Origin of the sequence: Castellaniella denitrificans (genome assembly GCF_042653765.1) — a bacterium.
In the GTDB taxonomy this organism is placed as follows: domain Bacteria; phylum Pseudomonadota; class Gammaproteobacteria; order Burkholderiales; family Burkholderiaceae_B; genus Castellaniella; species Castellaniella denitrificans.
In genome coordinates this window covers 806472-832700 of sequence record NZ_JBHSEZ010000001.1, presented here as the reverse complement: position 1 = coordinate 832700, position 26229 = coordinate 806472, and the positions used below count along the sequence as shown (strand labels likewise).

At 69.1% G+C, this 26229-nt stretch carries 24 protein-coding genes and 1 pseudogene; 14 read left to right on the top strand and 11 right to left on the bottom strand.

What is annotated here, in order from left to right; translation table 11 throughout:
* Positions 1-11 precede the first annotated feature (11 nt).
* Both maiA and hmgA read left to right on the top strand, forming a co-directional pair.
* On the top strand, positions 12-653 hold the full coding sequence (maiA, locus tag ACFO27_RS03930; protein WP_376816404.1) for a maleylacetoacetate isomerase: 642 nt from the start codon (positions 12-14) through the stop codon (positions 651-653).
* Positions 654-745: 92 nt separating this feature from the next.
* Positions 746-2044, top strand: a complete 1299-nt coding sequence (gene hmgA, locus ACFO27_RS03925) for a homogentisate 1,2-dioxygenase (protein ID WP_376816096.1) — start codon at positions 746-748, stop codon at positions 2042-2044.
* Between the two features lie 125 nt (positions 2045-2169).
* Here the strand turns inward: hmgA and ACFO27_RS03920 are convergent, their stop codons facing one another.
* Positions 2170-3300, bottom strand: a complete 1131-nt coding sequence (locus tag ACFO27_RS03920; protein WP_376816095.1) for a homogentisate 1,2-dioxygenase — start codon at positions 3298-3300, stop codon at positions 2170-2172.
* 83 nt (positions 3301-3383) lie between these two features.
* On the opposite strand from ACFO27_RS03920, the gene ACFO27_RS03915 reads away from it, so the two are divergent.
* The gene (locus ACFO27_RS03915) at positions 3384-4151 is read left to right on the top strand and encodes an IclR family transcriptional regulator (protein ID WP_376816094.1); all 768 of its coding nucleotides are present in this window, start codon (positions 3384-3386) and stop codon (positions 4149-4151) included.
* Between the two features lie 36 nt (positions 4152-4187).
* Here the strand turns inward: ACFO27_RS03915 and ACFO27_RS03910 are convergent, their stop codons facing one another.
* From ACFO27_RS03910 to paaN, 7 genes are read right to left on the bottom strand one after another with little or no spacing between them, the layout of a single operon-like run.
* Positions 4188-5333: an ABC transporter substrate-binding protein gene (locus ACFO27_RS03910; protein ID WP_376816093.1), complete on the bottom strand. Its 1146-nt coding sequence runs from the start codon at positions 5331-5333 to the stop codon at positions 4188-4190.
* On the bottom strand, positions 5330-6553 hold the full coding sequence (pcaF, locus tag ACFO27_RS03905) for a 3-oxoadipyl-CoA thiolase (protein WP_376816092.1): 1224 nt from the start codon (positions 6551-6553) through the stop codon (positions 5330-5332). The genes ACFO27_RS03910 and pcaF overlap by 4 nt, the downstream gene beginning before the upstream one ends.
* A gap of 13 nt (positions 6554-6566) precedes the next feature.
* Positions 6567-7889 (bottom strand): phenylacetate--CoA ligase PaaK, encoded by a 1323-nt coding sequence (gene paaK, locus ACFO27_RS03900; protein ID WP_376816091.1) that lies wholly within the window; start codon positions 7887-7889, stop codon positions 6567-6569.
* A 46-nt stretch (positions 7890-7935) separates the two neighbouring features.
* A complete protein-coding gene (paaI, locus tag ACFO27_RS03895; RefSeq protein ID WP_376816090.1) occupies positions 7936-8424 on the bottom strand; it encodes a hydroxyphenylacetyl-CoA thioesterase PaaI in 489 nt (162 codons plus the stop codon).
* The gene (locus tag ACFO27_RS03890) at positions 8414-9940 is read right to left on the bottom strand and encodes a 3-hydroxyacyl-CoA dehydrogenase (protein ID WP_376816089.1); all 1527 of its coding nucleotides are present in this window, start codon (positions 9938-9940) and stop codon (positions 8414-8416) included. Before ACFO27_RS03890 ends, paaI begins: the two co-directional genes overlap by 11 nt.
* 4 nt (positions 9941-9944) lie before the next feature.
* Positions 9945-10739, bottom strand: a complete 795-nt coding sequence (gene paaG / locus ACFO27_RS03885) for a 2-(1,2-epoxy-1,2-dihydrophenyl)acetyl-CoA isomerase PaaG (RefSeq protein ID WP_376816088.1) — start codon at positions 10737-10739, stop codon at positions 9945-9947.
* Between the two features lie 35 nt (positions 10740-10774).
* Entirely contained in the window at positions 10775-12442 is a 1668-nt protein-coding gene (paaN, locus tag ACFO27_RS03880; protein ID WP_376816087.1) for a phenylacetic acid degradation protein PaaN, read from the bottom strand.
* A 363-nt stretch (positions 12443-12805) separates the two neighbouring features.
* On the opposite strand from paaN, the gene ACFO27_RS03875 reads away from it, so the two are divergent.
* The 11 genes and pseudogenes from ACFO27_RS03875 to ACFO27_RS03825 all read left to right on the top strand — a co-directional run bounded on the left by ACFO27_RS03875 (position 12806) and on the right by ACFO27_RS03825 (position 23155).
* Positions 12806-13831: a hypothetical protein gene (locus ACFO27_RS03875; RefSeq protein WP_376816086.1), complete on the top strand. Its 1026-nt coding sequence runs from the start codon at positions 12806-12808 to the stop codon at positions 13829-13831.
* A 117-nt stretch (positions 13832-13948) separates the two neighbouring features.
* Complete coding sequence (locus ACFO27_RS03870) at positions 13949-14986, top strand: 2Fe-2S iron-sulfur cluster-binding protein (RefSeq protein ID WP_376816085.1); 1038 nt, start codon at positions 13949-13951, stop codon at positions 14984-14986.
* Positions 14958-15962: a phenylacetic acid degradation operon negative regulatory protein PaaX gene (gene paaX, locus ACFO27_RS03865; protein ID WP_376816084.1), complete on the top strand. Its 1005-nt coding sequence runs from the start codon at positions 14958-14960 to the stop codon at positions 15960-15962. Before ACFO27_RS03870 ends, paaX begins: the two co-directional genes overlap by 29 nt.
* A 347-nt stretch (positions 15963-16309) precedes the next feature.
* A complete protein-coding gene (locus tag ACFO27_RS03860) occupies positions 16310-17185 on the top strand; it encodes a branched-chain amino acid ABC transporter permease (RefSeq protein WP_376816083.1) in 876 nt (291 codons plus the stop codon).
* 2 nt (positions 17186-17187) lie between these two features.
* The gene (locus ACFO27_RS03855) at positions 17188-18120 is read left to right on the top strand and encodes a branched-chain amino acid ABC transporter permease (RefSeq protein WP_376816082.1); all 933 of its coding nucleotides are present in this window, start codon (positions 17188-17190) and stop codon (positions 18118-18120) included.
* 4 nt (positions 18121-18124) lie between these two features.
* On the top strand, positions 18125-18886 hold the full coding sequence (locus ACFO27_RS03850) for an ABC transporter ATP-binding protein (protein ID WP_323030141.1): 762 nt from the start codon (positions 18125-18127) through the stop codon (positions 18884-18886).
* Between the two features lie 11 nt (positions 18887-18897).
* A pseudogene (locus ACFO27_RS03845) lies at positions 18898-19296 on the top strand (hemerythrin domain-containing protein); the annotation flags it as partial.
* A 210-nt stretch (positions 19297-19506) separates the two neighbouring features.
* Positions 19507-20208 carry an ABC transporter ATP-binding protein gene (locus tag ACFO27_RS03840; protein WP_376816403.1) on the top strand — a complete coding sequence of 234 codons (702 nt, stop codon included), beginning with the start codon at positions 19507-19509 and terminating at the stop codon, positions 20206-20208.
* Positions 20209-20228: 20 nt separating this feature from the next.
* Positions 20229-21197, top strand: a complete 969-nt coding sequence (locus tag ACFO27_RS03835) for an MBL fold metallo-hydrolase (protein ID WP_376816081.1) — start codon at positions 20229-20231, stop codon at positions 21195-21197.
* Positions 21198-21257: 60 nt separating this feature from the next.
* Entirely contained in the window at positions 21258-22925 is a 1668-nt protein-coding gene (locus ACFO27_RS03830) for an FAD-dependent oxidoreductase (RefSeq protein WP_376816080.1), read from the top strand.
* A gap of 5 nt (positions 22926-22930) precedes the next feature.
* The gene (locus tag ACFO27_RS03825; protein WP_376816079.1) at positions 22931-23155 is read left to right on the top strand and encodes a DUF2783 domain-containing protein; all 225 of its coding nucleotides are present in this window, start codon (positions 22931-22933) and stop codon (positions 23153-23155) included.
* Positions 23156-23192: 37 nt separating this feature from the next.
* On the opposite strand, the gene ACFO27_RS03820 is transcribed toward ACFO27_RS03825, so the two are convergent.
* The 3 genes from ACFO27_RS03820 to ACFO27_RS03810 all read right to left on the bottom strand — a co-directional run bounded on the left by ACFO27_RS03820 (position 23193) and on the right by ACFO27_RS03810 (position 25924).
* Entirely contained in the window at positions 23193-23735 is a 543-nt protein-coding gene (locus tag ACFO27_RS03820; protein ID WP_376816078.1) for a cytochrome b, read from the bottom strand.
* 79 nt (positions 23736-23814) lie between these two features.
* On the bottom strand, positions 23815-24408 hold the full coding sequence (locus ACFO27_RS03815) for a phosphatase PAP2 family protein (RefSeq protein ID WP_376816077.1): 594 nt from the start codon (positions 24406-24408) through the stop codon (positions 23815-23817).
* 142 nt (positions 24409-24550) lie between these two features.
* Positions 24551-25924 carry a nucleobase:cation symporter-2 family protein gene (locus ACFO27_RS03810; RefSeq protein ID WP_376816076.1) on the bottom strand — a complete coding sequence of 458 codons (1374 nt, stop codon included), beginning with the start codon at positions 25922-25924 and terminating at the stop codon, positions 24551-24553.
* Between the last annotated feature and the right edge of the window lie 305 nt (positions 25925-26229).

The following is a 26229-nucleotide window of genomic DNA, read 5'->3' as shown; positions in this document are numbered from 1 at the left end:
CCGGACCCATGCTGGAGCTCTATTCCTATTTCCGCAGTTCGGCGGCCTATCGCGTTCGGATCGCGCTGGCGCTGAAGGGACTGGACTACCGGGTCGTTCCGGTGCACCTGCTGCGCCACGGCGGCGAGCAGTTCGGCGACGACTACCGGCGCCGCAATCCGGAAGGCCTGGTGCCGGCGCTGGCCGAGGGCGGCCGGGTGCTGACCCAGTCCCTGGCGATCATGGAATACCTGGACGAGACGCACGGCCCCGCTACCCTGCTGCCGGCCGACGCGCCGGGCCGCGCCCGGGTGCGCGCCCTGGCGCTGCACGTCGCCTGCGACATCCATCCGTTGAACAACCTGCGCGTCCTGCGCTGGCTGGCGCACGAAATGAAGATCGAGCAGTCCGTCCGCGACGACTGGTACCGGCATTGGGTGGAGCTGGGCTTCCGTTCGCTGGAGGCCCAGCTGCAATCGCCCGCGACGGGGCGCTGCTGCCACGGCGACGAGCCGGGCCTGGCTGATTGCTGCCTGGTGCCCCAGGTCTACAACGCGCGCCGCTATGATGTGGATCTGTCGGCCTTTCCGACGATCGCGCGGATCGCGGCGCATTGCGAATCGCTGCCGGCTTTCCGGGCCGCCCATCCGGACGCGCAGCCGGACGCGGAGTGACTGGCGGGGCGCCGCCCGCGGACGCGGGCCGCGGTCCCCGCGGAGCCGGCGCGCGCGAAGCGGCTGCCGGCCGTGTTTTTCGGGAGATCATCATGAGCACGACACATTCCCTGGAATACCAGAGCGGATTCGGCAACGAATTCGCCACCGAGGCCTTGCCCGGCGCGCTGCCGGCGGGCCGCAATTCCCCCCAGCGGGCCCCCTATGGCCTGTATGCCGAGCAGCTGTCGGGCACGGCCTTCACCGCGCCGCGCCACGCCAACCGGCGATCCTGGCTGTACCGCATCCGGCCGGCGGCCACGCATGGACCGTTCGAGCCGTCCTCCGCGGGCGCGCGCTGGCTGAGCCGCTACGACGAGGTCCCCACGCCGCCCGACCCGCTGCGCTGGGATCCGCTGCCCCTGCCCGGCGAGGACGCGGCCACGGATTTCGTGGATGGCATGGTGACCATGGGCGGCAACGCCGGCTGCGGCATCCACCTGTACGCCGCCAACCGCTCGATGCGGGACCGCTATTTCTACGACGCCGACGGCGAACTGCTGATCGTGCCGCAGCAGGGGCGCCTGGAACTGGCGACCGAGCTGGGCGTGCTGCGGGTCGAGCCCCAGGAGATCGCCGTCATCCCGCGCGGCGTGCGCTTCCAGGTGCGCCTGCCCGACGGCGCGGCGCGTGGCTACGTGTGCGAGAACCCCGGCGCGCATTTCCGGCTGCCCGACCTGGGCGTCATCGGCTCCAACGGCCTGGCCAACCCGCGCGACTTCCTGGCGCCCGTGGCGGCCTACGAAGACCTGGAGGGCGACTTTGAGCTGCTGGCGAAGTTCCAGGGCCGCTTCTGGAGTGCCCGCATGGATCATTCGCCCCTGGACGTGGTGGCCTGGCACGGCAACGACACGCCCTACAAGTACGACCTGCGCCGCTTCAACGCGATCGGCTCGATCACCTACGACCATCCGGATCCGTCGATCTTCCTGGTGCTGCACGCGCCCAGCGCCGTGCCGGGCGTGGACACCATCGACTTCGTCGCCTTCGCCCCGCGCATCCTGGCGATGCGGGACACGTTCCGGCCGCCCTGGTTCCACCGCAACCTGGCGGGCGAATTCATGGGCCTGGTGCACGGCCGCTACGACGCCAAGGCCGAGGGCTTCCAGCCCGGCGGCGCCTCGCTGCACAACACCATGACGGGCCACGGCCCCGACGCCGAGACCTTCGCCAAGGCCAGCGCGGCGGACACTTCCCGGCCCGATTACGTCGCCGATACCATGGCGTTCATGTTCGAGACGCCGGTGGCGATCCAGGCCACGCGCCAGGCCCTGGAATCCCCGCAGCGGCAGCGGGAATACTACCGTTGCTGGCAGGGGCTGAAGAAGCACTTCGATCCGGCAAAGCCATAAAAACGACCGCTGTGTCCGGCGATGAAGCGAGGACGAGGGGAGTCGGGCAGTCCGACCGCAGGGAGGACCGCCGAGTCGGGCGGCGCCATGCCCCTCCACTCGGCTTCCCGTCTTAAGAACTCAATTCACTCCTTCCACGAATCCAGGTACCCCGGCACCTTCACCCCTTCGGGCAAAGTATCCAGTTCCAGCGGATAGCGCGAATCGATCATCACCGCGACCTCGTCGGTGTATTTGCGCTCGCCCTTGTTGTTGGCCGCGGCGGCCGCGTAGGCCTTGGGGTGGGGGCCGTGGTGGAAGCCCGAGGGGTGCAGCGTGAACATGCCCGGCTTGATGTTGTCGCGGCTGAAGAAATTGCCCTGGTGGTAGAAGATCGACTCGTCGAATTCGTCGTTGTTGTGATAGAAGGGCACCTTCAGCGCGCCCGGGTCGCTTTCGATCGGGCGCGGCGCGAAGGTGCAGACGATGATGGTGTTCGACAGGAAGGTCGCATGCACCGTCGGCGGCAGGTGGTAGCGGTCCGACAGCAGCTCGCGGATGTCGCGCCAGTTCAGCTTCACCGGCACGCAGTCGCCGTGCCAGCCGGCCGTGTCCAGGAAGTTGTAGGGGAAGGTCACCGTCGTGACCTGCTGGCGGCGCTTGGCGCGCACGCGGGTTTCATGTTCGCCGTACTGGGCCTTGTAGGCGTCGTCGATCTTCGGCGTGTCCAGCACGGCCAGGTCGAATTGCGCGTGGCGGCCGGTGATGCCGCGTTCCGGCAGCTGGAACAGGTCCTCGGTGGCTTCGATGGTCAGGACCTCGTTGCGCACCGACGTTTCCAGGCGCCAGGTCGTGCCGCGCGGGATGTTGATGTAGTCGCCCTCGCGGTAGCTCATGTGGCCGTAGTCGCAGAAGAACTCGCCCTCGCCCCGGTGGAAGAACAGGATCATGTCGCCGTCGCCGTTGCGCGCCAGGTCGGGCATGGACACGTCGAATTTCCAGAAACAGACCTGGGTCTGGCCGTTGTGCATGAAGCGCCGCGCCTTCCAGGGGCAGGGGGCGCTGTCGTCCAGGCGGTTCAGGTCCAGCAGGGTGAGCTCCATGGGGCCTTCCCATTTCGTCCATCCGGTGGGCTTGTGCGTGTGCAGGATGTGGCTGGCCGGGCCGAAGAAGCCGTTGCGGCCGTGCTCACGCTCGTACAGGCCGTCGGGGATGTCGCAGTGGGCCTGGCGGGTATGGATGCCTTCGGCCTTGGGGAAGGTGATCGGATTCTTCATCAGGGGTCTCCAATGAAAGTGTTATATAATGATTAACAGCGTTATTATTAAGACAACACGCTCAATCTAAGGCTTGAGACACGATGCGTCCAACAGTTTTTCCCCATGAATCGATCGGCCCGGCTTCTGCCGACGCGGGCGACTGGCCGGGCGACGTGCCGGGCATCCAGTCGGTCGAGGTGGGGCTGGACCTGTTCCGCCGGCTGGCGGACGGCGAGACGCCGTGCGGCCTGTCGGACCTGGCCCGGCGGGCGGGAATGCACCGGGCCAAGGCCTACCGCTATCTGGTCAGCCTGGCGCGCGCCGGCTGGGTCGTCCAGGACGCGCGCACGGGCCGGTACGACATCGGCCCAGCCGTGCGCGACCTGGCGCTGTCCTGGCTGTCGCGCCAGGATCCCCTGCGGCTGGCGGGGGCGGAGGCCCGCGCGTTGGCGCAGATGCTGGGCGAGACCTGCTTCGTCGCGGTGCCCGGGCAGGGCGGGGTGACGGCCGTCCGGGTCTGCCAGCCCGGCCGGGGGGGCATGTCCGTCGGCGTGGCCGAGGGCGCCCTGTTCGACCTGGAATCCTCCGCCACGGGGCGTGTCTTCGCCGCCTGGCAGGATCCGCCGGGCCGGCGGCTCGCCGCCGCGGCGCGGCGCGACATCCGCTCGCGCGGCGTGGCGGTGGTGGAAGGCGAACACGTTCCGGGCATCAACGCGATCAGCGTGCCGGTGTTCGATGCGCAGGGCCAGCTGCTGCTGGCCCTGACGGTGGTGGGACACGCCGGGTCCCTGCGGGCCGATCCCGACGGCCCCGCCGCCGAGGCGCTGCGCGCCGCCGCCCGCCGCATCTCCGCGGCGATTGGGGGGTAAAAGAAAGCCCGGCCGCATGGGCGGCCGAGCCCACGCTCAGTCGACCAGCTTCCAGTCGCCGTTGCTGATCTCGAGCATGCGGAAGGCGCTCAGGTCCAGGCCCATGTGGTCGGTCGCGGACATGTTCACCACCCCGCCCGTGCCGACGTAGCCCTTGGTCTGCTCGATGGCGTCGCGCACCTTGGCCTTGTCGGTGCCGCCGGCCCGCTTGACCGCGTCGGCGTAGAGCATCAGGCCGTCATAGGCGTGGCCGCCGAAGGTCGAGACCTCGGATTTCCAGCGTTCCTGGAACGCCTTGGCGTAGGCCGTGACGACCGGCTTCTGGGCGTCGCTGTCGGGCAGCTTGTCGGCGACGACCAGTGCCGCGCAGGGCAGGCGCACGCCTTCGGCCGCGTCGCGGGCCAGCTTGATGAACTCGTTCGAGCACACGCCGTGCGCGTGATAGAGCGGCAGCTTCACGCCCAGCTGCTTGTAGTTGCGGGTGACCAGCGCCGGCCCCTGGCCCAGGCCGAAGATCAGCACGGCCTGGACGTCGGGCGTGTTCTTGATCTTGGTGAGCTGCGGGCTCATGTCGGTGTCCTTCGGGCCGTAGGTCTCGTTGGACACGATCTGGATGCCGTAGTTGGGCGCGACCAGCTCGGATTCCTTCTTGCCGGACTGGCCGAAGCCGCTGGTCTCGCTGAGCAGGGCGATCTTCGTGAAGCCGCGCTTCTTCATGTCCTCGAAGACCTTTTCGGCGGCCATGCGGTCGGTGTGCGGCGTCTTGAACATCCATTTCTTGACCGGGTCGATGATGACCACCGCGCCCGCCAGGGAAATGAAGGGGACGCCCGCCTTCTCGGCCAGCGGGTCCATGGACATGGTCGAGCCCGTCGTCGTGCCGCCGATGATGACGTCGACCTGATCGTCGTAGATCAGGCGCTTGGCGAAGCTGTTGGCCTTGTTCGCGTCGCTGCCGTCGTCGTAGTGCACGAGCTGCAGCGGCCGGCCCAGCAGGCCGCCCGCCTTGTTGATGGACTCGACGTACATTTCCAGGGTCTTGACCTCGGGGTCGCCCAGGAAGGCCGCGGGGCCGGTGGCCGACAGGACCGAGCCGATCTTGATGGGGTCGGCGGCTTGGGCGGCGAAGCCGAAGGCGGCCAGCGCGAAGCCGGTCATCCAGCGCCAGGTCGATGCTTTCATGGTGTGTCTCCTTGAGTGTGGGTATTTTCGATGATCATGGCAATGCCCTGGCCCACGCCGATGCACATGGCGCACAGGGCGTAACGGCCGCCGGTCCGGATCAGTTCGGCGCTGGCGGTGGTGATCAGCCGGGCGCCACTCATGCCCAGCGGATGGCCGATGGCGATCGCGCCGCCATTCGGATTCACGTGCGGGGCGTCATCGGGCAGCCCGAGCTCGCGCAGCACCGCCAGCGACTGGGCGGCGAAGGCTTCGTTGAGTTCGATGACGTCCATCTGTTCCAGTGCCAGGCCGGTCAGGGCCAGGACTTTGCGTATCGCCGGGACGGGGCCGATGCCCATGATGCGCGGCGCCACGCCGGCCGCCGCCATGCCCAGGACGCGGGCGCGGGGCGTCAGGCCGTGACGCCGCGCCGCCTCGCCGGAGGCGAGCAGCACGGCGCAGGCGCCGTCGTTCACGCCCGAGGCGTTGCCCGCCGTGACGCTCAGGTCCGGCCCGTTGATGCCGCGCAGGCGCGCCAGGGCCTCGGCGCTGGTGTCGGGCCGGGGGTGCTCGTCCGTGTCGATCACCAGGTCGTCGGCCTTGCGGCGCGGGATGCGCACTGGCACGATTTCGTCCGCGAAGCGGCCGGCCGCCTGGGCGCGCGCCCAGCGCTGCTGACTGCGCAGGGCGAAGGCGTCCTGGTCGGCGCGCGAGATGCCGAATTCCCCGGCGACGTTGTCCGCCGTCTCCGGCATGGAGTGCGTGCCGTGCGCCTGGGCGAGGCGCGGGTTGACGAAGCGCCAGCCGATGGTGGTGTCGTACATCGCCGCCTGGCGCGACCAGGCCTGCTCGGCCTTGGGCACGACGAAGGGCGCGCGCGACATGGATTCGACGCCGCCGGCGATCATCAGGTGGGCCTCCCCCGCGCGGATGGCGCGGGCGGCCGTGCCGATGGCGTCCATGCCCGATCCGCACAGGCGGTTGATCGTGGCGCCGGGCGCGGACAGGGGCAGGCCGGCCAGCAGCGCGGCCATGCGGGCCACGTTGCGGTTGTCCTCGCCGGCCTGGTTGGCGCAGCCCAGGAGGACGTCGTCGAGGGCCGACCAGTCGAGGCCGGGGTGGCGTTCCATCAGGGCCCGCAGCGGCAGCGCGGCCAGGTCGTCGGCGCGCACGCCGGCCAGGGCGCCGCCGTAGCGGCCGATGGGGGTGCGTACCGCGTCGCAGAGAAAGGCGTCCATGGGTCTTCCTTCCTTATGCCTGGCGGGGGCGTTCGTCGAACACGCGGCGGGCCTTGCCGGTCTGGGTGCGCGGCAGTTCGCCGTAGCGCAGGACGGTGACCTTGGTGGAGATGCCGATGTTGGTCTTGATGTGGTGCTGCAGGCGGCGGATCGAATGTTCCACGGCCTCGGCGCTGGCGCCGTCGGCCTCGTGCTGCAGTTCGCAGCGGACCTCGACCTGGTCCAGGTGGTTGGCGCGCGTGACGACGATCTGGTAGATGCCGTTGAAGATCGGGTCGCGCAGGATCTGCTCCTCGACCTGGGTGGGGAACACGTTCACCCCCCGGATGATCAGCATGTCGTCGCTGCGGCCGGTGATGCGGCCCATGCGGCGGAAGCTGCGGGCGGTCGGAGGCAGCAGCCGGGTGAGGTCGCGGGTGCGGTAGCGCACGATGGGCAGGGCTTCCTTGGTGAGCGAGGTGAAGACCAGCTCGCCCTCCTCGCCGTCGGCCACCGGTTCGCCGGTGGCCGGATCGATGATCTCCGGGTAGAAGTGGTCTTCCCAGATCACCGGGCCGTCCTTGGTTTCGATGCATTCGGAAGCGACGCCCGGGCCCATGACCTCGGACAGGCCGTAGATGTCCACGGCGTCCAGTCCCAGCTTGCGCTCGATCTCGGCGCGCATGCCCTCGCCCCAGGGCTCCGCGCCGAAGATCCCGACCTTCAGGGAAATGTCCTCGGGGGCGATCCCCTGGCGGTCGAATTCCTCCGCGATGACCAGGGAATAGGAGGGCGTCACCATGATGATGTCGGGCCGCAGGTCCATGATCAGCTGCACCTGCTTTTCGGTCTGGCCGCCGGACATGGGGATGACGGTACAGCCCGCGCGCTCCGCCCCGTAGTGGGCGCCCAGCCCGCCGGTGAACAGGCCGTAGCCGTAGGCGACGTGGACGGTGTCGCCCGCGCGGCCGCCCGCCGCGCGGATCGACCGGGCGACCAGGTTCGCCCAGGTGTCGATGTCCTTCAGTGTGTAGCCGACGACGGTGGGCTTGCCGGTCGTGCCCGACGAGGCGTGCAGGCGGGCCAGGCGTTCGCGGGGCACGGCGAACATGCCGAAGGGGTAGTTGCGCCGCAGGTCTTCCTTGGTGGTGCAGGGGAACTTGCGGATGTCCTCCAGGCGCCGCAGGTCGTCGGGGTGGACGCCGCGCGCGTCGAAGACCTTGCGGTAGTGCGGGACGTTGTCGTAGGCGTGGCGCAGGGTCTGGCGCAGGCGGTCGAGCTGCAGCGCGGCGATCTCGTCGCGGCTGGCGGTCTCGATGGGATCCAGGTCTCCGGCTTGGATGGTCTTGACGGGCATGGCGTTTGTCTCCTTGTCTTGTGATTCGTGTCGCGGGCGGGCCGTGTCAGGCCCTGTTCGCGCCGGACAGGCCCTGCGGGGCGCCCTCGGGCAGGGTGTCGGTCACCATGCCCTGGATGCGGTGGGACTTGCCCCGGAACAGCGCGACGTCGCGGCCCGCCGTCAGGTTGTGGACCGTGATGTCGTACACCCCGGTGCGTCCGCCCTGGGTCCGGGCCTCCGCGCGCGCCTGCAGGCGGTCGCCTTCGCGGGCGGGCGCCAGGAAATCGATGTGGCAGGCCGAGGCCACCGTGTTGTGGTTGTCGCTGTTGCAGGCGTAGGCGAAGGCGGTGTCGGCCAGCGTGAAGATCATGCCGCCGTGGCAGATGCCGTGGCCGTTGAGCATGTCGCCGCGCACGGTCATCGACAGCCGGGCGCTGCCGGGGGCGATGGAGTCCAGGCGCATGTCCAGCGACTGCGCGGCGCGGTCGCGGGACCACATGGCGGCGGCCACGGTTTCGGCCAGGGTCTGGGGGGCGAGGGCTTCATGCGTCATGGAGTGAGGTTCCCGAGTGGATGGCGGATTGCAGGGCGGCGCAGGGGCGGTAGCGTTCGCCGTCGCTGCGGCGCAGATGGTTCAGGACCGCGCCGATCGTACCGGCGCCGATGCGGTCGCACCAGTCCAGCGGTCCCAGCGGATAGTTCACGCCCAGCCGCATGGCCAGGTCGAGGTCGGCGGCGCCGCAGACGCCCTGATGAACCGTGTCGGCGGCTTCGTTGATCAGCATGGCGACGGTGCGCATGACCACCATGCCGGGCGCGTCCCGGATGGGGGCGACCTCGAAGCCCGCCGCCTGGAGCAGGCCGGTGGCGTCCCGCCGCGCCTGTTCCGGGCACTGCCGTGCGGCGGCCAGGGGCAGGCAGGCGGCCGTCATCGGGTCCAGCGCCAGGTCCAGCAGCAGCGTGGCGGGCTGGTCCAGGTCGCGGGCGCGCTCGGTGGCGCTGCGGCCGTCGGTCAGGCACAGGACGGCGTCGCCGGCCCGGGCGACGCGCCCGTCCCTGGCGGCGGGGGCGGCCTCGAACGCGACGCCGCGCGCCCGCAGGCGCCCGGCCAGCGCCCGCGCCAGGGGGCTTTCGCCATGGATCGTGAGGGCGGCCGGACAGGGCTGCGGAGCGGCCAGTCGCGGTACGGGCGCGGGCGCGCCCGGGCGGTAGTCGTGGAATCCGCGCCCGGACTTGCGCCCCAGGCGCCCGCCGTCGACCAGTTCCTGCTGCAGCAGGGACGGCTCGAAGCGCGGCGCGTGGTGGAAGGCCGTCCAGACGCTGTGGGAGACGGCGGCGTTGACGTCCTGGCCGATCAGGTCGGTCAGTTCGCACGGCCCCATGCGGAAGCCGCCGCAGGCGCGCATGATGTGGTCCAGCGTGGCCGGGTCCAGGACCCGTTCCTGCAGCAGGCGCAGGCCCTCGGCGTAGAAGGGGCGGGCCACGCGGTTGACGATGAAGCCGGGCGTGGAGCGGGCGGACACCGGTGTCTTGCCCCAGGCCGCCGCGGTGTCGGCCAGCGCGCGCGCCGTGGCCGGATCGGTGTCCAGGCCCGAGACGACCTCGACCAGCGGCATGCGCGGCGCGGGGTTGAAGAAGTGCAGGCCGCCCAGGCGGCCGGGGTGGCGCAGCCCCGCGCCGATGGCCGTGACCGGGATGGACGAGGTGTTGGTGGCCAGCAGGCAGCCGGGCGCCACGATGGCTTCGAGCGCGCCGAACAGGGCGGCCTTGGTGTCGAGCCGCTCGACGATGGCTTCGATGACCAGGCCGCAGCCGGCCAGGTCCGCCAGGTCGTCGGCGGCGCTCAGTGCCCGGGCGGCGGCTTCCGCCGGGCCGGCGTCCAGCCGGCCCTTGGCCGCCAGGGCGCGCAGGCCGTCCCGGATGCCGGCGATCGCCTGGGCCGCGGCGCCCGGACGGGTGTCGTGCAGGCGGACGGGATGGCCGGCCAGGGCGGCGACCTGGGCGATGCCGGCGCCCATGGTGCCGGCGCCGACCACGGCGACGGGGATGCTGGGGTCCAGGGCGGTCATGCGCTCATTCCCCTGTGAACCGGGCGGGGCGTTTTTCCAGGAAGGCGGCGACGCCTTCCGCGTAGTCGGGCCGCCAGCCCAGTTCGCGCATGATGCCGGCCTCCATCGAGAGCTGCTGTTCCAGCGTATGCGAGGCGGCGGCCTGCATGGCCTGGCGGGTGCGCACCAGCGCCCGGGTCGGCGCCTGGGCCAATTGCGCGGCCAGCCGGTCGATCTCGGCCTCGAAGGCCTCGTCGGCGACGCAGGACCAGATCAGGCCCCAGTCGGCCGCCCGGCGCGCGGGCAGCCGTTCGGCCAGCAGGGCCAGGCCCATGGCGCGCGCCATGCCGACGCGCTGGGGCAGCAGCCAGGTGCCGCCGGTGTCGGGAATCAGGCCGATCTTGCTGAAGGCCTGCAGGAAATAGGCGGACTCGGCGGCGACGACCAGGTCGCAGGCCAATGCGATGGAAGCCCCCGCGCCGGCGGCGATCCCGTTGACCGCCGCCAGGGTCGGAACCCGCAGGTTCTGCAGCGCCAGGATCAGCGGCTTGTAGAAGCCTTCGACGGTGGCGCCCAGATCGGGGGCTTGGCCGGCGCCGATCTGCATGGCGCGGTCGCCCAGGTCCTGGCCCGCGCAGAAGCCGCGCCCGGCGCCGCCCAGGACCAGCACGCGGGCCGCGCTGTCCCGCTGGACCCGGTCCAGCGCGTCGCGCACTTCGAGGTGCATGGCTTCGGTGAAGCTGTTGAGCTTGTCGGGGCGCGCCAGGGTCAGGCGGGCGACGCCCCCTTCGATGGAAAAGCGGATGTTCTGATAGGTCATCGGATTCGGCCTTCGCGGATCGGAGTGGACGGTCTTCAGGCGTGGGCGCGGCGCTGCACGACCCGGAAGCGGTTGGCCACGAAGGCCGAATCCGCGTACGAGGCGTTGGCCGCCGGGTTGCCGCCCGTTCCGTGGAAATCGGAGAAGGCGGCCGACTGGTTCACGAAGACCCCGCCCGTCAGGTTGATGGACAGGGCGACCTTGGCCCGCCAGGACGCCTGGACGGCGGCGTCCAGCACGGCCTCGCGGGTGCTGTAGACCGCGAGCGTCAGCGCGCCGTGCCGGCGCGTCAGGTCCTCGGCCAGCGCCAGGGCGGCGTCCGTGTCGTCGGCGCGCACCAGGAAGCTGATGGGACCGAACTGTTCCCGGGCGTAGTGTTCCGTGTCCCGCGCGTCGCAGGCCAGCAGGACCGGCGTGCGCGCGCGCGCCTGCGGGAATTCCTCGTAATGCGGCGCCCTGGGCGCCAGCACGACCCGGCCCATGCCGCCGCCGGCCGCCTCGTCGATGCGGGCCAGCGTGGCGTCGGACTGGATCGCCCCCAGCACGGCCTGGGCGACCTCCGGTTTTTCCAGGAAGCGCTCGATCGCCTGGGCCAGGTCCTGGCCGACCTGGTCGAAGGACTTGCGGCCCTGGTCGGTGTCGATGCCCTGCGCCGGGATGATGATCGCCTGGGACGTCGTGCACATCTGCCCGGAATAGAGCGACAGGGTGAAAGCCAGGTTGCGCAGCATGCCCGCGTAGTCGTCGGTGGAGTCGATCACGATGCCGTTGACCCCGGCGAGTTCCGCGTAGACCTGGGCCTGGCGGCAGTGGTCCAGCAGCCACTGGCCGAAGATGTTGCCGCCCGTGTAGTCGATCGAGCGGACGTCGGGATGGGTGTACAGCGCGTGCGCGGCCTCGTGGCCGGGCGGCAGGCACAGGGTGGCCAGATTCGGGTCCAGGCCGTTCTCCGCCAGCACGGCGCGGATCGTGCGGATCGTGATGGCGGCGGGCAGGACGACGTGGCCGTGCGGCTTCAGGATCACGGGATTGCCGGTGGCCAGGGCCGCGAACAGCCCCGGGTAGGTGTTCCAGGTGGGGAAGGTGGCGCAGCCGATGATCACGCCGACGCCCCGGCCGACGATTTCGTAGCGCTTGCGCATCACCAGGGCCGGGTGCTTGCCCTGTGGCTTTTCCCAGACGGCCTCGGCGGGGATGAACGACATTTCGCGCCAGGCGTAGGCCACGGCTTCCAGCCCCCGGTCCTGGGCGTGGGGGCCGCCCGCCTGGAAGGCCATCATCCAGCCCTGGCCGCTGGTCATCATGACCGCGTGGGCGATCTCGAAGCTCTGGCGGTTCAGCCGCTGCAGGATTTCCAGGCAGATGCCGACCCGGCCTTCGGCGCCCAGCGCCTGCCAGGCCGGCATCGCCGCCAGGGCCGCCCGCACCAGGGCCTGGGGATCGGACTGGGGATAGCGGATGTTCAGGGGGACACCGTAGGGCGAAGTCTCGCCGTCGTGCCAGCCGCACTGGCCTGGCTGGCCGAGCTCGAAGGGCTTGCCCAGGTGGGCCTCGAAGGCGGCGCGGCCGGCCTCGGGCGCGCCTTCGCCATAGGCCTTCGGACTGGGGGATTCGGCATAGGCCGACCAGTAGCCGCGCGTGGCGATGGCTTCGAGCGCGCGGTCGAGCAGGGGGCGGTGCGGGTCCAGCAGGGGGTGCGACATGGGGGGCCTCCAGTGCCGGCCTGTGGGGGGCGGCATGTCCTTTAGAAATACGAAACTTTGTATTTGATGACGATTAATGTATCACTTTTGGAAAGCAACTTTTCAATCAAGCCTAATTTATCTGATTTCGTGATGGATTTATCAAATAATCGTATAACAAGGAAAATCAATGGTTTCATAGGGTATTGGATGTTCGATGTACTTCCGTCTTTCTATAATCCAGGAAAACCCTAGGCATTAAGCGATACAAATAATTTGACAGAACGGCTATTCAAGTAACATGATTGAGTCATGCCCGATTTGAATCGGGCTGAAAGGACCAGATCCGTCCGCCCCCGTACACCCACCCAAAGGAGCCCTTTCATGTCCAGCAAGGAACGCTTTTCGGACAAGATGGAATTTCCCCCCGAAATTGAACAGCCCAACGTCTACCCCCTGTCCTGGCACCGCAAGACCCAGAAGCTGCAAGAAGTCTGGGAAGCCTCGCTCAGGGAATACTGGGAACCCGAAAAACTGCCCTGGGATACGCTCGACGTCGAGAGCTATTCCTGGGAAGAGCGCGAATGCATCGCCTACTGGTGGACGCTGCTGTCGGTGTTCGACGCATCCGCGCCCCCGGTCTTCGCCGAAGCCCTGATCAAGACCTACGAGGTCCACGAGGAAGACCCCGTGCGCAAGTGTTTCTTCTCGGTCACCAGCGACGAGCAGAACCACGAGATCATGTGCGGCCTGTCGATCACCAAGCTGCTCGACCATCCCGACCCCATCACCTACGAGCCCAAGACCGACATCGGCCGCCGCCTGCAGAAGAACGCCAAGTGGCTGTATTTCAACGGCGCGCGCTACTGGAACGGCTACAAGAACGCCGTGCCCAAGTACGACCTGGCGGTGCTGTTCAGCTCTTTCCTGATGGGGGAAATCGCCGCCGCCACCATCTTCAAGCAGATGTATGAGAACTCGCGCGAGCCGGTCTTCAAGGAAGCCTTCAAGAACATCGGCCGCGACGAAGGCCGCCACATGGCGATCTGCATGGCGGTGATGGAGCGCGACTACCCGGGACTCAGCGAAGAGCACAAGTCCGTCGTCACCAAGCAGATCCGCGCGGGCTATCTGTTCCTGTCGGCCGTCCTGTTCGAACCGCCGATGGAATTCTGGGACCTGCCCGAAGACTTCATCGCCACGCAGCGCGAGGCCGAGGCCATCGCCCGCGACGCCGGTTTCGGCATCCCCACCTACGAGGCCAAGCTCGAGAACTGGAAGAACGCGATGCTGAACCTCAAGGGCGTCCTGGACCGCTACGACATCCCGTTCCCGGCCATCCCGGAAGTCGGGATCACCGGCCACGAGATCTCGGACGTGGAAATGCAGGACATCATCCCGGTGTTCTGACCGCCCGGGGAAGGGCGCCGCCGCGCGCTCCTTCCCCGGCGGCCGCATCCCGGCCCCGGCCGCGCCCCCCGGCGGCGGGGCCGTTCCCCAGACAGTCGAAAAAAACGGAAACCCCCCATGTCACGCATCATCATCCAACCCTCCGGAAAGTCCGTGGAATGCAAGGACAGCGACACGGTCCTGATGGCCCTGGAAAAGGCCGGCTACGCGCTTTCGAACAACTGCCGGGCCGGCGCCTGCGGCGAATGCAAGGTCCGGGTCCTGGAAGGCCAGTACGACCAGGGGATGGTGCTGGACATGGCCCTGTCGGCCGAGGAACGCCGCCAGGGCTACGGCCTGATGTGCATGGCCAAGCCGATTTCCGACGAGATGGTGATCGAATGGGGCACGGCCGATGCGCGGCCGAAGCTGTTCCCACCCCGGGAAGGCGCGCTGTTCGTGCTGATCGAGCGCCGCGAGGTGGCCCGGCGCACCCTGGAGATCCGCCTGCGCCCGGTGGGTCAGCCGATCCGCTACTGGCCGGGCCAGTACGTCACCCTGGGCGACGAGCGCGCCAACATTCCCCGGCGGGCCTACTCGATCGCCAACGCGCCCCGGCCCGACGGCGAGATCACCCTGCAGGTCGCGCGCGCCGACGACGGCGTCACCAGCGCCTGGATCCACGACACCCTGCGGGTCGGCGACAGCGTCAAGATCAGCGGCGCCTACGGCACGTTCATCGGCGATCCGTCCGCGGAAACCCCGGTGCTCTGCCTGGCGGCGGGCACGGGCCTGGCGCCGATCCTGGACCTGGCCGAGGCCGCGCTGCGGCGCGGCTACCGCAAGAAAGTGGACCTGATCTTCTCGGCGCGCACCGCCGACGACGTCTACGGCCAGGGGATGATGGCCTGGTGGCGCACCAAGCACCGCAATTTCGACTATAAAATAACCCTCACGCGCGAACAGCGGGAAGGCTACCTGGCGGGCCGCATCGACACCATCCTGCCCGGCCTGTATCCCGACCTGTCCGCGCACAGCATTTTCATCGCGGGCAGCCCGGAATTCGTGGACGCCTGCGTCGCGGCGGTCAAGTCGCTGGGCGCGAAGGACGAACTCATCCACAAGGAAGGATTCTTCGCCATTCAGAATGCCCGATCCGAAGGCCGCCTGTCCTGAAACCCATGCACCGACCGCCTTGATCCCCGCCATCCAGCACCGCATCGACCGTTTTCGTCAACAGCAGCGGGTGCGCGCGGGTTCGCTGATCATGTCGGTCTTCGGCGACGCCGTGCTGCCGCGCGGCGGGAGGATCTGGCTGGGCAGCCTGATCCAGCTGCTCGAGCCGCTGGGCCTGAACGAGCGCCTGGTGCGCACGTCGGTGTTCCGCCTCGGCAAGGAAAAATGGCTGCGGGCCGACACGCACGGGCGGCGCGCGGAATACGTGCTGACCGATTCCGGGCGCCTGCGCTTCGAGGAAGCCTCGCGCCACATCTATTCGTCCCACGCGCCGATCTGGGACCGTCGCTGGCGCCTGATCCTGGTCGTCGGCGAGCTCGACGCCCGGCAGCGGGACCGCCTGCGCCAGGCCCTGCTGTGGCAGGGCTTCGGCAGCCTGGGGAACGATTGCTTCGTGCATCCTTCGACGCACCTGGAAGCCGCCTACGATACGCTCGAGGCCGACGGCCTGGGCGACATGCTGGGCAGCCTGCTGCCCCTGCTGGCCGCCGACGCGCGCATCACCCTGACGGCGTCCGACGCCGACCTGGTGGCCCGGGCCTGGAACCTGGAGCGGCTGGCCGAGTCCTACGCCGCCTTCGTGGCCGACTACCTGCCGATCCTGGCCGAGCTGCGGCGCGACCGCAGGGTCCGCCTGGAACCTGAGGAAGCCTTCCTGGCCCGGGTGCTGATGATCCACGATTACCGCCGCCTGCTGCTGCGGGATCCGGAACTGCCGGAAGTCCTGCTGCCGGCGGACTGGCCCGGGCAGTCCGCGCGCATGGTGTGCCGCGAGCTGTACCGCCGCCTGGCCGAACCGTCCGAATGGCATCTGGACGCCCACATGCGGCTGGCCGACGGCACGGTGCCCGCGCGCCTGGAAGACGGCTTCGAGCGGTTCCCCTCCGACGATCCGCTGGTCGCGATCTCGCTCTGATTCCCGCGCCGGCCGGCGCCGCGGCGGGGCCGTCGGTCCGTCCGCAGGCCTGTTCCAGGTCGTGATGATACAAATATCAAGAAAAAATCCTGATTCTCGTATTGCTGGAAACCGTCTCGATCCAGAGGCTGATCCGATGAATGGATGAGCCGGACGTCCGGTTCCGTTGATGGTTTTCCCGAATGACTGTGGGTTATTCATCAGATGCCCTTGATCATCCGGCGCTTGTCCTCTATGTTTTCTCCGATACCAAATCAGATGATTAAAAATTTGATTTGTAATACATCGGGATCGGAATCCCTCCGCCGCGCGCGGAACGGCTCCGTGCCCTGGCGAGGAGACATGCCGTGCATGCGGAATTCCTGCAGTTCCTGTTCTCGGGCCTGACCGTCGGGGCCACCTACGCCCTGGCCGCCCTGGGCTTCAACCTGATCTACAACGCCAGCCACGTGATCAATTTCGCCCAGGGCGAATTCATCATGCTGGGCGGCATGCTGGCGGTGTTCTTCACCCAGGCGGGCCTGCACTGGGCGCCCGCCTTCGCGCTGGCCGTGCTGCTGCCGGCCCTGGTCGGGGTGCTGCTCGAGAAGTGCGCCATCGAACCGGTCAAGGACGCCGACACGGTCACCCTGATCATCATCACCATCGGCGCCTCGCTGGTGCTGCGCGGCCTGATCCAGGTCTGGCTGGGCAAGGGCGCCCACAGCCTGCCGCCGTTTTCCGACCACGCCCCCGTGTCGCTCCTGGGGGCGACGCTGCAGCCCCAGAGCTTCTGGGTGTTCGGGGTGACGGCGGTGGTGGTGGCGCTGCTCTGGTATTTCTTCAGCCGCACGCTGGCGGGCAAGGCCATGCTGGCCACGGCCTACAACCGGGTCGCCGCGCAGCTGGTGGGCGTCAGCACCGGCTGGGTCCTGCTCATGAGCTTCGCCCTGGCGGCCGCGCTCGGCGCGCTGGGCGGCATCCTCATCACGCCGATCACGCTGACTTCCTACGACGTGGGCATCATGCTGGGCCTGAAGGGCTTCGTGGCGGCGGTGGTCGGCGGCCTGGGCAGCGGCCTGGGCGCGGTGGTCGGCGGCCTGCTGGTCGGCGTGCTGGAAGCCATGGGCGCGGGCTACGTCTCCTCGGCGTACAAGGACGCCATCCCCTTCGTCCTGATCCTGCTGATCCTGTTCTTCATGCCGCGCGGCCTGTTCGGCGGCCTTTCCACGGAGCGGGTGTGACCATGCGCGGACGTTCCCTCATCGGCCTGGCCATCCTGGCCCTGGCGCTGGCCGCGGCGCCCTTCCTGGCGCCCAACAGCTATTACCTGGACATCGTCATCCGCATGTGCATCAACGCCGTGATCGTCCTCAGCCTGAACCTGCTGATCGGCTACGCGGGCCAGATCAGCCTGGGCCACGCGGGTTTCGTGGGCCTGGGCGCCTACGCCTCGGCGGTGCTGCCCGCCCATTTCGGCTGGCACCCGCTGCTGGCCCTGGTGGCCGGGGCCGCGGGCACGGGGCTGCTGGCGCTGCTGGTCGCGCGGCCGATCCTGCGCCTCAAGGGGCATTACCTGGCCATGGCGACGCTGGGCCTGGGCATCATCATCAACATCGTGATCCGCAACGAGGCCGCCTGGACCGGGGGCCCCGACGGCATGCCGGTGCAGTCCATGGAGCTGTTCGGCCACGAACTCATGCGCGACATCCAATGGTACTGGGTGGTGGCCACCCTCCTGCTGCTGAGCGTGTGGGGCGCGCTGAACCTGATCGACTCCCCGTTCGGCCGCGCCCTGCGGGGCCTGCACGGCTCGGAGATCGCCTCCCAGGTCGTGGGGGTGGACGTGCCGCGCTACAAGACCACCGTGTTCGTGCTGTCGGCCGTCGTCGCCAGCGTCATGGGCAGCGTCCTGGCGCATTACGTCGGCTTCGTGACGCCCGAGGTCGCCAACTTCTTCCACTCGATCGAACTGGTCACCATGGTCGTGGTGGGCGGCATGGCGTCGGTCTTCGGCTCGGTGCTGGGGGCCGTGCTGCTGACGGCGCTGCCGCAGGCCCTGGCGACCTTCGAGGGCTGGGAGATCGTCGTCTTCGGCGCGATCCTGATGCTGTGCATGATCTTCCTGCCGCGCGGCCTGGTGCCCACCCTGGCGGCCCGCCTGCGCGTGGAGGACTGACGCCATGGCCCTGCTCGAAGTCGATCGCCTGTCCATTCAGTTCGGCAACGTCCGCGCCGTCCAGGACGTCAGCTTTTCCGTGGACGAGGGCATCGTGTATTCCGTCATCGGCCCCAACGGCGCCGGCAAGACGACCCTGTTCAACCTGATCACCGGGGTCTACCGGCCCACGGCGGGCGCCGTCCGCCTGGACGGGCGGGAGATCCAGGGCCGCACGCCCTACGAGCTGGCCCGCCGGGGCATGGCGCGCACCTTCCAGAACCTGCAGGTCTGGATGAACATGAGCGCCCTGGAGAACGTCATGGTCGGGGCCCACCTGCACTTGGACGGCAGCCTGTTCAAGGCGCTGCTGCGCACGCCCGGCCTGCGGCGCCGCGACCGGGCGCTGCGCGAGGAGGCGGCCGGGCTGATGGAATTCGTGGGCCTGGAATCCTACGTCCGCGCGCGCGCCGATAGCATGCCCTACGGGGCGCTCAAGCGCCTGGAGATCGCCCGGGCGCTGGCCATGAGGCCGCGCCTGCTGTTCCTGGACGAACCGGCCGCCGGGCTCAATCCCAAGGAAACCCAGGAAGTCGACGCCCTGGTGCGCCGGATCGCCGGGACCGGCGTCACCGTCGTCCTGGTCGAGCACGACATGAAGATGGTCATGAACCTGTCGGACCGGATCCTGGTGCTGGACTACGGCAAGCGGCTGGCCGAAGGCTCGGGGCCGGAAGTCCGCGGCAATCCGGACGTGATCGCGGCCTACCTGGGCGGCCACGCCTGATCGGGGACATCATGCACGCACTGGACATCATTCAGGAAGAACACCGCAATCTCTGGCGCATCGCCACCACCATGGACTGGGTGGCCGGCGAGCTGCAGGCGGGCGAGCCGGTCGAGGAGGGCTTTTTCCACGCCCTGTTCGACTACATCCAGGAATTCATGGACGGCTGCCATCACGCCAAGGAGGACCAGTACCTGTTCCTGGCGCTGCGGCGGCGCGCCCCGGAGGCCGCCGCCCCCATCCTGGACGCCCTGGAGGCGGAGCACCGGCAGGGGCCCGACAGCCTGCGCGCCCTGCGCCGCTTCCTGGGGCGCGGGGGGCCGCTGGCGGACCAGCCCGAATTCATCGAGGGCCTGCGCCGCTACGCGGACCAGCTCAAGCGGCACATCCGGACCGAGGAAAAGGATGCCTTTCCCCTGGCGCGCGAAGTCCTCCAGCCCGAGGACTGGGCGGGCATCGCGGCCGCCTTCTCCGATCACCGCGACCCCCTGTTCGGCGAGCAGGCCCGCGCCGAATACCGCGAGCTCTACCACCGCATCGTGTCGCTCGCCCCGGAGACGATCGGCCTGGGAGGCAGCCAGGCGGGGGGCTTCGGTCATCTGGCCGCCGCGCGCGAGCCGCTGCTCGAGGTCCGGGACCTGGAGTCCTGTTACGGGCGCATCCAGGCGCTCAAGGGCCTCAGCCTGGATGTCTTCAAGGGCGAGCTCGTGGCCCTGGTCGGGGCCAACGGGGCGGGCAAGACCACCTTCCTGCGCACGCTGTCCGGCATCCAGCCCATGAGCGCCGGCCGCATCCGCTTCGCGGGACAGGACTTGTCCCGGGTGCGGGCGGACCGGCGGGTGCGGGCCGGCATCTGCCACAGCCCCGAAGGCCGCCAGGTCTTCGGGCCCCTGTCGATCGAGGACAACCTGCGCCTGGGCGCTTACCTGCGGCCCGCCGGCCAGGCGGACGAGGACCTGGAGCGCGTCTACGCGATGTTCCCCGTCCTGCGCGAAAAGCGCCGCCTGCCCGCCGGGACGCTGTCCGGGGGGCAGCAGCAGATGCTGGCCATCAGCCGGGCATTGATGGGACGGCCGCGCCTGCTGCTGCTCGACGAGCCGTCCATGGGCCTGGCGCCCCTGCTGGTCGAGGAAGTCTTCAACGTCATCCGCACGCTCAAGGCCCAGGGCATCACCATCCTGCTGGTCGAGCAGAACGCCTTCGCCGCGCTGGGCATCGCCGATCGCGCCTACGTCCTGGAAACCGGCCATATCGTGCTGTCGGGCACCGGCCAGGACATGATCCGCAACGAACAGGTGCGCGCCGCGTACCTGGGCATGTGAAACACCAAGAGGAATCCGTCATGAGCAAGCAATTCGCATCCGTCGCCGACCTGGAGGAAAAGAAGGCCACCTTCGCCCGCCTGTCCGAGCACTGCTGGTCCTATACCGCCGAAGGCGATCCCAACACCGGCGTCGTCATCGGCGACGAGGCCGTCCTGATCTGCGACACGCTCGCCACCCCGGTGATGGCGCGGCGGCTGATCGCGGAAATCCGCAAGATCACCGACAAGCCCATCAAGTATGCCGTGCTGTCGCACTACCATGCCGTGCGGGTGCTGGGCGCCTCGGCCTACCGCGACGAGGGCCTGCAGGAAGTCATCGCCAGCCAGGGCACCTACGAGATGATCGTGGAGCGCGGCGCGCAGGACATGCAGTCCGAATACGAGCGCTTCCCGCGCCTGTTCCAGGCCTTCGAGTCCATTCCGGGCCTGACCTGGCCGACGCTGGTCTTCCGGGACGGCATCAGCCTGTGGATGGGGCGCGACCTGGAAGTCCGCGTCTTCCATCCCGGCGCCGGCCACACCCGGGGCGACACCGTGGTGTGGGTGCCGTCCGAGAAGGTCCTGTTCTCCGGGGACCTGGTCGAATACGACGCCGCCTGTTACACCGGCGACGCCCAGCTGGCCGACTGGCCGGCCACCCTGGACGCGCTGGCCGCCCTGGGAGCCGAGAAGCTGGTGCCGGGCCGCGGTCCGGCGCTGGACACGCCCGAGCGGGTCGCCGCGGGCCTGGCCTACACGCGCGACTTCGTGTCCACGCTGTATTCGTCCGCCTGCGAGGCGCATGCCCGGGGGATGGATCTCAAGCAGGCCATGGCGCACATCCGCCGCGCCATGGATCCGAAGTTCGCCCAGGTCTTCATCTACGAGCATTGCCTGCCCTTCGACGTGGTCCGGGCCATGGACGAGGCCGGCGGCATCCGCCATCCGCGCATCTGGACGGCCGAGCGCGACCGGGAGATGTGGCACGGCCTGCAAGCGGAGAACTGATCGCGCGGCGGGCGGCGTGGCCTCGAAGCCGCGGCCCGCGCCGGTCCGGAGGAGACACACATGCTCAGCACCTATCAGTACCAGAAGTTCGAATACCGTCCCCCGCGCGAGCTGGGATCGGACACGCCCGTCCGCCATCCTGTGGTGGTCGTGGGCGCCGGCCCGGTCGGCCTGGCGGCCGCCATCGACCTGGCCCAGCAGAACGTGCCCGTGCTGCTGCTCGACGACGACGACACCGTTTCCGTGGGTTCGCGCGGGGTCTGCTACGCCAAGCGCGCCCTGGAAGTGCTGGACCGCCTGGGGGTGGCCGACCCCTGCGTGGGCAAGGGCGTCAGCTGGAACGTGGGGCGGACCTTCTTCCGCAACGAGGAGGTCTACAGCTTCAATCTGCTGCCCCAGCCCGACCACCACCGGCCGGGCATGATCAATCTGCAGCAGTACTACCTGGAGGAATTCCTGGTGAAGCGGGCCCGGTCCCTGCCGTCGCTGGACCTGCGGTTCCGCAACAAGGTCGTGTCCGTGCGCGCGCGCGACGACGGCGTCGCGCTGCAGGTCGAGACGCCGGACGGCGCCTACCCGGTCGAGGCCGACTGGCTCATCGTGGCCGACGGCGCCCGCAGCTCGATCCGCCGCATGATGGGCCTGGAGGCCGAGGGCAAGATCTTCATGGACCGCTTCCTGATCGCCGACGTGGTCATGAAGGCCGACTTTCCCGCCGAGCGCTGGTTCTGGTTCGACCCGCCCTTTCACCCCGGCCAGTCGGTCCTGCTGCATCACCAGGCCGACAATGTCTGGCGTATCGACTTCCAGCTCGGCTGGGACGCCGACCCGGAAGAGGAAAAGCGTCCGGAACGGGTCATTCCGCGCATCCGGGCCATGCTGGGCGAAGAGCACGAATTCGAGCTCGAATGGGTCAGCGTCTACACCTTCCAGTGCCGCCGCATGGGCAAGTTCCGCCATGGGCGGGCCCTGTTCGTCGGCGACGCGGCCCACCAGGTGTCGCCCTTCGGCGCGCGCGGCGCCAACTCGGGCATCCAGGACACGGACAACCTGGTCTGGAAGCTGCGGCTGGTGATGGAGGGCAAGGCCCCCGACCGCCTGCTGGACACGTATTCCGACGAGCGGGTCCGCGCCGCCGACGAGAACCTGCTGAATTCCACGCGGTCCACGGATTTCATCACGCCCAAGACGAAGACCTCGCTGGCCTTCCGCAACGCGGTGCTGGGGCTGGCGCGCCACTACCCGTTCGCCCGGGCGCTGGTGAATTCGGGCCGCCTGTCGGTGCCGGCGATCCTGGCCGATTCTCCCCTGAACACGCCCGACGAGGCCGCGTTCGCCGGGGACATGGTGCCCGGTGCGGCCTGCGACGACAGTCCCATGCGGGCCCAGGTGGACCATTTCTGGCTGCTGGAGCGCCTGGGCAACCGCTTCCAGCTGCTGGTCTACGTGGACAAGCCGGGCGACGTCGCCCAGGCCGACGCCCTGCAGGCGTTGATGTCCGGCCCCCTGCCGGTGGACGTCATCCTCGTGACGCCGGCGGGCGGGCGCTCGCCGCACGGCTTCCGGGTCTTCGAGGACTACACCGGCCGTTTCGCCGAACGCTACGACGCCCGGCCGGGGTCGGCCTGGCTGATCCGTCCGGACCAGCACGTCGCGGCCCGCTGGCGCGCCCTGGACGCCGGGCGGGTCCGCCAGGCGCTGGCCCGCGCCACCTGCAACCAGGAATGAATGCCATGGGACTGAACCTGAATCTGAATTTCGGCGAGCCCGGCCGCCGCTATGCGCGCGCCTACACGCCCGGCGACGACTTCTACGAGGCGCTGATCGAGATGCACCGGGATCTCAGCGACGAGCAGAGCGCGCAGGCCAACGCCCGCCTGATCCTGCTGCTGGCCAACCACATCGGCGACCTGTCGGTCCTGCGCGAGGCCATGGCGATCGCGCGCCAGGACCTGTGAAACCGCGCGCCGCGGGCCGGCCCGCGACGGCGGGGGATCAGCCGCGGACCGGCAGCATGCGCAGCAGCGTGTTGTCCTTGCTCGCGTAGTGGTGCCTCAGGGCCGCCAGGACGTGCAGGGCGATCAGGCCGTAGCCGATGTTGGCGATGAGCTTGTGGGTGCCGAGGACCGAGCGGCCCAGTTCCTTGTTTTCGCCGGTCAGCGTGGGCAGCGCGATGCCCCAGACGTGCGGCGTGCCGCCGACGGCGCTGATGCCATACCAGGCCAGCAGCGGCAGCGCGAGCAGCAGCGCGTACAGCGCCACGTGCATCAGGCCGGCGAACAGCCGTTCCCAGGCGGCGGGCTCGGGCACGATGGCCGGGGCGCGGCTGAACAGCCGCGCGATCAGGCGGATCGCCGTCAGTCCCAGGATCGTCAGTCCGCACGAAGAATGCAGCATGCGCATCAGGCCCGCCTCGGGGCTTTCCTTGGGCACCATGCCCTTGAGTTCCGCGGTGGCGTAGACCACTGCGATCAGGATCAGGGTGATCCAGTGCAGGGCGATGGTGGGGGCGCTGTAGCGTGTCGTGGATGCGGACATGGCGGTACTTCCTGAGAGACGGGGATGAAACCGCCACATGATCGCCCGCCGGATATGAACGGCGGATGAATGGCCGCGTTCAGGCGCGCGTCCAGCCCTTGCGGATCGGCCAGGCGAACACCAGCCGGTAGGCGGGCTCGATGCCGCGCCGCAGGACGGGGATCAGCGTGTTCCGCAGCGGCAGGCCGATGCCGGCGGCCACCAGGCCGGTCAGCAGCGCGCCGGCCATGTCCAGCGGGAAATGAATCCCCATGTAGATGCGCGCCCAGGCGATCGGCAGTGCGGCCAGGGCCAGGATCCAGGCGGCCCGGCGCCGGGCCGGATGCAGGGCCAGGCCGGCGCAGACCGCCCAGGCGAAGCTCAGGTGGTTGCTGGGAAACGAGGCGGTCGGCGCGTGGGGGATGTACTGGCGCCCCAGGCCGACGACGAAGGGGCGCGGGTGGAACCAGAACTTGGCGATCGCCCAGGACAGCAGCATGGCGATGGCCGCGCTGACGGCCGCCTGCAGCAGGGCCTCGCGTCCGGCGGCGTCGGCCCGCAGCCAGCTCAGCCCCAGGTACAGGGGGAACAGGTAGATCAGGCCGTTGGCCAGGACGCGGCCCAGCAGCAGCGCGGCGGCCGAGGGATCGCTGGCGTTGATCCAGAGGAACAGGGTGTCGTTCAGGGCTTCCATGCGGGGCGGATGGAGGGCGTGTCGGGGAGGGCAGCATAGCATCGGCCCGGCCCGGATGGCGTATCCGGATGAAAAAGGGCCCCCGCGCTGCGCAGCCTGCGGCTGCTTGCCGCCCCCACGCCGCGCAGGCTGTTGCTCGTGGTCAGTGATCGCCGGGCACGTGGCCGGTGCCGGCGACGAACACGGATTGCCGGTCGGAGTTGCCGAGGGTCAGGTGGTTGAACATCAGGTTCAGGGTGATGGCCATGATGGCGGCCGAACTGATGCCGGAATGGAAGATCGTCGCGACCCAGGCCGGGAAGTGGGCGTAGAAGTGGGGCGCGGCGATGGGGATCATGCCGAAGCCGACGGAAGTCGCCACGATGATCAGGTTCATGTTGTTTTCGTAGTTCACCCGGGCCAGGGTGCGGATGCCGCTGGCGGCCACGGTGCCGAACAGCACCAGGCCGGCGCCGCCCAGCACCGCCGTGGGTACGGCGGCGATGAAGCGGCCGATCACCGGCAGCAGGCCCAGGGCCAGCAGGATCAGGCCGCTGGTGGCGACCACGTAGCGGCTCTTCACGCCGGTGACGGCGACCAGGCCCACGTTCTGGGCGAAGGCGCTTTGCGTGAAGGAGCCGAAGACGGGCGCCACCACGCTGGAGATCATGTCGGCGCGCAGCCCGTCGCCCAGGCGGTGCGAGTCGATCCGGGTGTCGATGATGTCGCCCACCGCCAGGATGTCGGCCGACGTCTCCACCAGCACCACCAGGATGACGATGAACATGGACACGATCGCGGCGGGGTGGAATTCGGGCCAGCCGAAATGGAACAGGGTCGGCAGGGCGAAGGCCGGGCCGTCGGCCGCCCGGGAAAAGTCGGTCATGCCGGCGGCCCAGGCGATGACCGTGCCCAGCGCCATGGCCAGCAGGATCGACAGGCGCGAGATGGTCGCGTTGCCCAGCTTGCTGAGCAGCAGCACGATGAACAGGGTGGCGGCGGCCAGGCCGATGTTGGCCATGCTGCCGAAGCCGTCCGCCTTGGGGTTGCCGCCCATGGACCAGTTCGCGGCCACCGGCATCAGCGACAGGCCGATGGTGGTGATGACCGACCCCGTCACCAGCGGCGGGAAGAAGCGGATGACGCGGGAGAAGACCGGGGTGATGAGCAGGCCGATCAGGGCCGCCGCCATGACGGCGCCGAAGACCGACGGCAGGCCGCCGCCGGCCGCCAGGATGGCGACGATGGTGGCTACGCTGGCGAAGGACACGCCCTGGACCAGCGGCAGCTGGCAGCCGAAGAACGGAATGCCCAGCGTCTGCAGCAGGGTGGCCAGGCCGCCCATGAACAGGCAGGAGGCGATCAGCACGCCGATTTCCGCGCCGCCCAGGCCGGCGGCCTGGCCGACGATCAGCGGCACGGCGATGATCCCGCCGTACATGGTCAGGACGTGCTGGAACCCGTACATGAGGTTGGCCGTCAGCCCCAGGGTTTCGTCTTCGGGGCGCGGCGGCGCGGTGCGGGCGGGTGTGTTCAAGGCGGTCTCCGTTGTTCGTCGTGGACCGGACGCGGGGCGGGCCGGGAGGGCGGGCGGGTCCGGTGGCGCGGCCTCCGGCGGGAGGCCGGGGCGGGGCCTGCATGAGGCTCGATGGGCCTATTGTGAACCTCGGGTCCGGATTCCGGATCGCGGCCCCTTCATATTGTCCATCTCCATGTATTTATTCGAAGTTCTGTCCATTGGTGTTTTCTCTAATGCGTGGGACAATGACCCCCGGTCGCGGCGGAAATGGTCCGTCCGCGGGGGGATATCATTTAGAATCCCTGCTTTCAAAGCACGAGTGG